The following is a 6,237-nucleotide window of genomic DNA, read 5'->3' as shown; positions in this document are numbered from 1 at the left end:
ACCTTTAATTTCAATAAATTGAAATATAAGAGGAACAGACCGCGTCAGGGCCACCAGGTGCTCGCCAGCCCCACCCTTAAAAACAAAGCGGGGAGGCCTACCGGCCTCCCCGCTTCTATATAGCTACACCAGCAGACGATCACTCAGCCTTCAGGGTAACCCGGCCAAACGACTTCTTACCTGCCTGGCACACATGGGTCGCACCGAGAACAAACATGAAGTCCTTGTCGACCACAGCACCATCGACCTTCACCGCACCACCACTGAGCAGGTCTCGCGCCTGCGCCGAGTTCTTCACCAGGCCAGCACGGTTCAGCACAGCAGCGATCGGCAGGTCCTCAGCTGCAGCCACTTCGATCTCCGGCAGATCTTCCGGCAGCTCGCCTTCCTTCATACGGTTACCCGCAGCACGGTGAGCATTGGCCGCCGCCTCTTCACCATGGAAGCGCGCAACAATCTCTTCAGCCAGCTTGATCTTGATGTCACGCGGGTTCGCGCCATTGGCAACGTCAGCGCGGAACTGCTCGATCTCTTCCATCGAACGGAAGCTCAGCAGCTCGAAGTAACGCCACATCAGGGTGTCCGGGATCGACACCAGCTTGCTGTACATCACGCCCGGCGCTTCCTGGATACCAACATAGTTACCCAGCGACTTGGACATCTTCTTCACGCCATCAAGCCCTTCGAGCAATGGCATGGTCACAATGTTCTGCGCTTCCTGCCCATAGGCGCGCTGCAGTTCACGCCCCATCAGCAGATTGAACTTCTGGTCAGTACCACCCAGCTCCACATCAGCCTTCAACGCCACGGAATCATAGCCCTGCACCAGCGGGTAGAGGAACTCGTGGATGGCGATCGGCTGATTGGTGGTGTAGCGCTTGTCGAAGTCGTCGCGCTCAAGCATGCGCGCTACGGTGTACTGCGATGCCAGGCGAATGAAATCGGCCGGAGTCAGCTTGTCCATCCAGGTGGAGTTGAACGCGACTTCGGTCTTGGCCGGGTCGAGGATCTTGAAGACCTGCTGCTTGTAGGTTTCGGCGTTCTCAAGCACCTGCTCGCGGGTCAGCGGCGGACGCGTGGCGCTCTTGCCACTCGGGTCACCGATCATGCCGGTAAAGTCACCGATCAGGAAGATGACCTGGTGCCCCAGCTCCTGGAACTGGCGCAGCTTGTTGATCAGCACCGTGTGCCCCAGGTGCAGGTCAGGCGCAGTCGGGTCGAAGCCTGCCTTGATACGCAGAGGCTGGCCGCGCTTGAGCTTCTCGACCAGTTCCGACTCGACCAACACCTCTTCCGCACCGCGCTTGATAAGCGCCAGCTGCTCTTCAACCGACTTCATAGACAGACCCGCAAGGCTCAGATTCAAAGGGAGCCAACCATACAAGATCGGCCATCAATTACAAGTTTCGAAATGAAATGTGACCCGACCGACGCGTCACGGCGTCTACGCGCCCTTGCGTGAAACTAGATTTGGTTATATTTTATACAGTTATTTCATCTTCATCATGTCATTCATCTTTTCCATATTCATTTTTCTTCAAAGTCACCTTACCTATGACCAACGAAACGCCTAAAGCGCCCCCGCTTTATCCGAAAAGCCATCTGTTGGCCGCCAGCGGCATCGCCGCCCTGCTCAGCCTGGCACTGCTGGTATTCCCCTCCAGCGAAGTCGAAGCCAAGAAGACCACCCTCAGCCTGGAGCTGGAAAGCCCGGCCGAGCAGTTGAAGGACGAGTCCAACACCGCCCCGCTGGTACAGACTCAAGGCGATCAGGGCTCTCCCTTCGCGCAGATTGACGGCGCCGACACCAACACCGAGCAGGCCGCACAAGAAGCGCCTGCCACCGAGAAAAAGCCTGAAGCCAAGGAGCCAGGTCACCGCGAAGTGACCGTAGCCCGTGGTGACACCCTCTCTACCCTGTTCGCCAAGGTCGGCCTACCGGCCAATGCGGTGCACGATCTGCTGGCCAGCAACAAACAAGCCAAGCAGTTCAGCCAGCTCAAGCATGGCCAGGTGCTGCAGTTCGAACTCGATAAGGATGGCGAACTGGCCAGCCTGCACAGCAAGGTCAGCAACCTCGAAACCATCCGCCTGACCAAGACAGCCAAGGGCTACACCTTCGATCGCGAGATCAGCAAGCCGGTGGTCCGTACCGCTTACGCCCACGGCGTGATCAAGAGTTCGCTGTCCGCCTCGGCCCAGCGCGCGGGCCTGTCCCACAGCATGACCATGGACATGGCCAAGGTCCTGGGTTACGACATCGACTTTGCCCAGGATATCCGCCCTGGCGACGAGTTCGATGTGGTCTACGAACAGAAGGTCATGGACGGCAAGGTGGTCGGCACCGGCAATATCCTGTCCGCGCGCTTCACCAACCGCGGCAAGACCTACACCGCCGTGCGCTACACCAACAAGCAGGGCAACACCAGCTACTACACCGCCGACGGCAACAGCCTGCGCAAGGCGTTCATCCGTACCCCGGTCGACTTCGCCCGCATCAGCTCGCGCTTCTCCGCCGGCCGCAAGCACCCGATCCTGAACAAGATCCGCGCGCACAAGGGTGTGGACTATGCCGCCCCGCGCGGCACGCCGATCAAGGCAGCCGGTGATGGCCGCATCGAACTGGCTGGCCGTCGCGGCGGTTACGGCAACACCGTGATCATCGCCCACGGCAACAGCTATAAAACCCTTTACGGTCACATGCAGGGCTTTGCCAAGGGCATCAAGACCGGCAGCAACGTGAAGCAGGGCCAGATCATCGGCTACATCGGTACTACCGGCCTGTCGACCGGCCCGCACCTGCACTACGAGTTCCAGGTCAACGGCGTACACGTCGACCCGCTGAGCCAGAAGGTGCCAATGGCTGACCCGATCGCCAAGAACGAACGCCAGCGCTTCCTGCAGCAGAGCCAACCACTGATCGCCCGCATGGACCAGGAAAAGGCCACCATGCTCGCGGCAAACAAGCGCTGACCCATGGCGCTTTATCTGGGGGTGATGTCCGGCACCAGCCTTGATGGCCTGGATATCGCCCTGATCGATCAAGGTGAGCAGCTTCAGTTGCTCGCCACTCACTATCTCCCCATGCCCACCGACCTGCGCCAGCAACTGCTCAGCCTCTGCAGTAGCGGCCCTGACGAGATTGCCCGCGCCGCCCTGGCAGAAAACCGCTGGGCCAGCCTGGCAGGTGAAGGTGTACGGCAACTGCTCGACAAGCAAGGACTGCAGGCCGACGCAATTCGCGCCATCGGCAGCCATGGCCAGACCATCCGTCATGAGCCGGCTCGCGGCTTCACCGTGCAGATCGGCAACCCGGCGCTGCTCGCCGAGCTTACCGGCATCAGCGTGGTCGCCGACTTCCGCCGTCGCGATGTGGCGGCAGGCGGCCAGGGCGCCCCTCTGGTGCCGGCCTTCCATGAAACCCTGTTCAGCCACCTCGGCCAGCGCCTGGCGGTTCTCAATGTGGGTGGTTTCAGCAACCTGAGCCTGATCGAACGCGACAAGCCCGTGCATGGCTTCGACTGCGGGCCAGGCAACGTGCTGCTGGACGCCTGGATCGAGCGCAAGCGTGGCCAGGCCTATGATGCCGATGGTGCCTGGGCTGCCAGTGGCGAGGTGCAAGGCGATTTGCTCAGCAGCCTGCTGAGTGACCCGTTCTTCGCCGGCAGCGGCCCGAAAAGCACCGGCCGCGAGGTGTTCAACCTGCCCTGGCTGGATGGCCACCTGGTTCGTCTGCCGGCCTACCGTGACGAAGATGTCCAGGCCACCCTGCTGGAGCTGACCGCGCGCAGCATCATCGAATCGCTGCAGAACGCCCAGCAAGGCACCGAGGCATTGCTGGTATGCGGCGGCGGCGCTCGCAATGGCGCCCTTATGGCTCGCCTTGCCCAACTGCTGCCAAAGGCCCGGGTCACCAGCACCGCTGCGCATGGCGTGGATCCGGACTGGGTCGAGGCAATGGCCTTTGCCTGGCTCGCCCACTGCTGCCTCGAGGGCATTGCCGCCAACCGCCCAAGCGTGACTGCGGCCAAGGGGCTACGTGTCCTTGGCGCGATCTATCCGGGCTGATCCCACGCCAGAATGCAAAACGCCGCGCAATAGCGCGGCGTTTTCGTACAGCCTGGCGTCAGATCGAGAACGAAGAGCCACAACCGCAGGTGGTCGCGGCATTCGGGTTCTTGATCACGAATCGCGAACCTTCGAGGCCTTCCTGGTAGTCCACTTCGGCACCAGCCAGATACTGGTAGCTCATCGGGTCGACCACCAGCGAAACGCCTTCGCGCTCGACAATGGTGTCATCTTCGGCCACGTCTTCATCGAAGGTGAAGCCGTACTGGAAGCCCGAGCAGCCGCCACCGGTGACGAACACGCGCAGCTTGAGGCGGTCATTGCCTTCCTCGGAAACCAGGTTCTTCACCTTTTGCGCGGCGCCGTGGGTGAATTCCAAAGCCGTAGGGGTGAAGGTTTCGACGCTCATGTTGATTCTCCCGGCGCAGTAGCCGCCATAAAACTCGATGACGCGCATTATCCGCTTCTCCGAGAAAATTGGTCAAGAATTGTGCGGCTTTAGTCGCGACAAACAAAAAGGCCCGCACGTGGCGGGCCTTTTCCATCAGCAAGCGCTTACGGCAGCAGGCCAGCGTGGGACAGGCCCATGCGCTCGTCCAGGCCGAACAGGATGTTGAGGTTCTGCACCGCCTGGCCCGACGCGCCCTTGACCAGGTTGTCGATCACCGACAGCACCACCACCAGATCACCACCCTGCGGGCGATGAACAGCGATGCGGCAGACGTTGGCACCGCGCACGCTGCGGGTTTCCGGGTGGCTGCCGGCCGGCATCACGTCGACGAACGGCTCGTCGGCGTAGCGCTTCTCGAACAGCGCCTGCAGGTCGATCGACTTGTCGGCGACGGTCGCGTACAGGGTGGCGTGGATGCCACGGATCATCGGGGTCAGGTGCGGCACGAAGGTCAGGTCGATGTCCTTGCCAGCGGCCAGTCGCAGGCCCTGGCTGATCTCAGGCAGGTGACGATGGCCCTTTACCGCGTAGGCCTTCATGCTTTCGCCAGCCTCACAGAACAGCGAGCCGACCGCTGCACCGCGGCCAGCACCGCTGACGCCCGACTTGCAGTCGGCGATCAGGCGCGAAGGGTCGGCCAGGCCAGCTTCAAGCAGCGGCAGGAAGCCCAGCTGGGTGGCGGTCGGGTAGCAGCCTGGCACGGCAATCAGGCGCGCTTGGCGGATCTTTTCACGGTTGACTTCAGGCAGGCCGTAGACGGCGTCCTTGAGCAGCTCTGGAGCGCCATGCGGTTGGCCGTACCATTTGCCCCATTCGGTGGCGTCCTGCAGACGGAAGTCGGCGGACAGGTCGATGACCTTGGTCCCGGCAGCCAGCAACTCGCCAGCCAGGGCATGGGCGACACCGTGCGGGGTGGCGAAGAACACCACATCGCAGGCGGCCAGGGTCTTGCTGTCCGGCACGCTGAAAGCCAGGCCGTCATAGTGACCGCGCAGGTTCGGATACATGTCGGCGACCGCCACGCCCGCTTCGGAGCGCGAAGTGATGACCGCCACTTCGGCCTGTGGATGCTGTGCCAGCAGACGCAACAGTTCGACGCCGGTGTAACCCGTGCCGCCGACGATACCGACCTTGATCATAACGCTTGCCCCTTATCAACGAGCCGTCTGGAAAGCGCACGATAATAGGGGTGCAAGGCGCCTGTAACAACTCTTGGGGTGCCCCTTCGGGCACTTGGGCTCTACTATCTGACGACCGTGATTACCTGAAGGAACTCCCTCCATGCTTTACCTATGGATCAAAGCGCTGCATATCGTCAGCGTGGTCTGCTGGTTTGCCGGCCTGTTCTACCTGCCCAGGCTGTTCGTCTACCACGCCCAGAGCCAGGACAGCATCAGCCAGGATCGCTTCGTCACCATGGAGCGCAAGCTGTACCGCGGCATCATGAACCCGGCAATGATCGCCACCTACGTGTTTGGCGCCTGGATGCTCTACCTCACACCCGGCTGGCTGAGCCAAGGCTGGCTGCATGCCAAGCTCACCCTGGTGATTCTGCTGACCGGCTACCATCACATCTGTGGCGCCCAGCGCAAACGCTTCGCCGCTGGCAACAATACCCGCAGTCACGTCTACTACCGCTGGTTCAACGAGGTGCCGGTACTGTTCCTGCTGGGCATCGTGATTCTCGTGGTGGTCAAACCGTTCTGACATAAAACGAT

6 protein-coding genes are annotated in these 6,237 nt (G+C 61.4%); 3 read left to right on the top strand and 3 right to left on the bottom strand.

Annotated elements, in window-relative coordinates; translation table 11 throughout:
* Positions 1-139: 139 nt before the first annotated feature.
* Complete coding sequence (gene tyrS, locus F6X59_RS21535) at positions 140-1,339, bottom strand: tyrosine--tRNA ligase (RefSeq protein ID WP_152958022.1); 1,200 nt, start codon at positions 1,337-1,339, stop codon at positions 140-142.
* Positions 1,340-1,554: 215 nt separating this feature from the next.
* Here tyrS and F6X59_RS21525 point away from each other — a divergent pair, with 215 nt between their 5' ends.
* A complete protein-coding gene (locus F6X59_RS21525; RefSeq protein WP_152958020.1) occupies positions 1,555-2,973 on the top strand; it encodes a peptidoglycan DD-metalloendopeptidase family protein in 1,419 nt (472 codons plus the stop codon).
* Between the two features lie 3 nt (positions 2,974-2,976).
* On the top strand, positions 2,977-4,068 hold the full coding sequence (locus F6X59_RS21520; protein WP_152958019.1) for an anhydro-N-acetylmuramic acid kinase: 1,092 nt from the start codon (positions 2,977-2,979) through the stop codon (positions 4,066-4,068).
* Between the two features lie 58 nt (positions 4,069-4,126).
* Here the strand turns inward: F6X59_RS21520 and erpA are convergent, their stop codons facing one another.
* Both erpA and argC read right to left on the bottom strand, forming a co-directional pair.
* Positions 4,127-4,477 (bottom strand): iron-sulfur cluster insertion protein ErpA, encoded by a 351-nt coding sequence (gene erpA / locus F6X59_RS21515; RefSeq protein ID WP_027917433.1) that lies wholly within the window; start codon positions 4,475-4,477, stop codon positions 4,127-4,129.
* Between the two features lie 146 nt (positions 4,478-4,623).
* A complete protein-coding gene (argC, locus tag F6X59_RS21510; protein ID WP_152958018.1) occupies positions 4,624-5,658 on the bottom strand; it encodes an N-acetyl-gamma-glutamyl-phosphate reductase in 1,035 nt (344 codons plus the stop codon).
* 142 nt (positions 5,659-5,800) lie between these two features.
* Here argC and hemJ point away from each other — a divergent pair, with 142 nt between their 5' ends.
* Entirely contained in the window at positions 5,801-6,226 is a 426-nt protein-coding gene (gene hemJ, locus F6X59_RS21505; protein WP_152958017.1) for a protoporphyrinogen oxidase HemJ, read from the top strand.
* The last annotated feature ends 11 nt before the right edge of the window (positions 6,227-6,237 follow it).

This window comes from Pseudomonas sp. MN1F (genome assembly GCF_009391885.1).
Lineage (GTDB): Bacteria > Pseudomonadota > Gammaproteobacteria > Pseudomonadales > Pseudomonadaceae > Aquipseudomonas.
The sequence above is the reverse complement of the archived record's forward strand: the minus strand, read 5'-3'. Positions and strand labels throughout refer to the sequence as shown.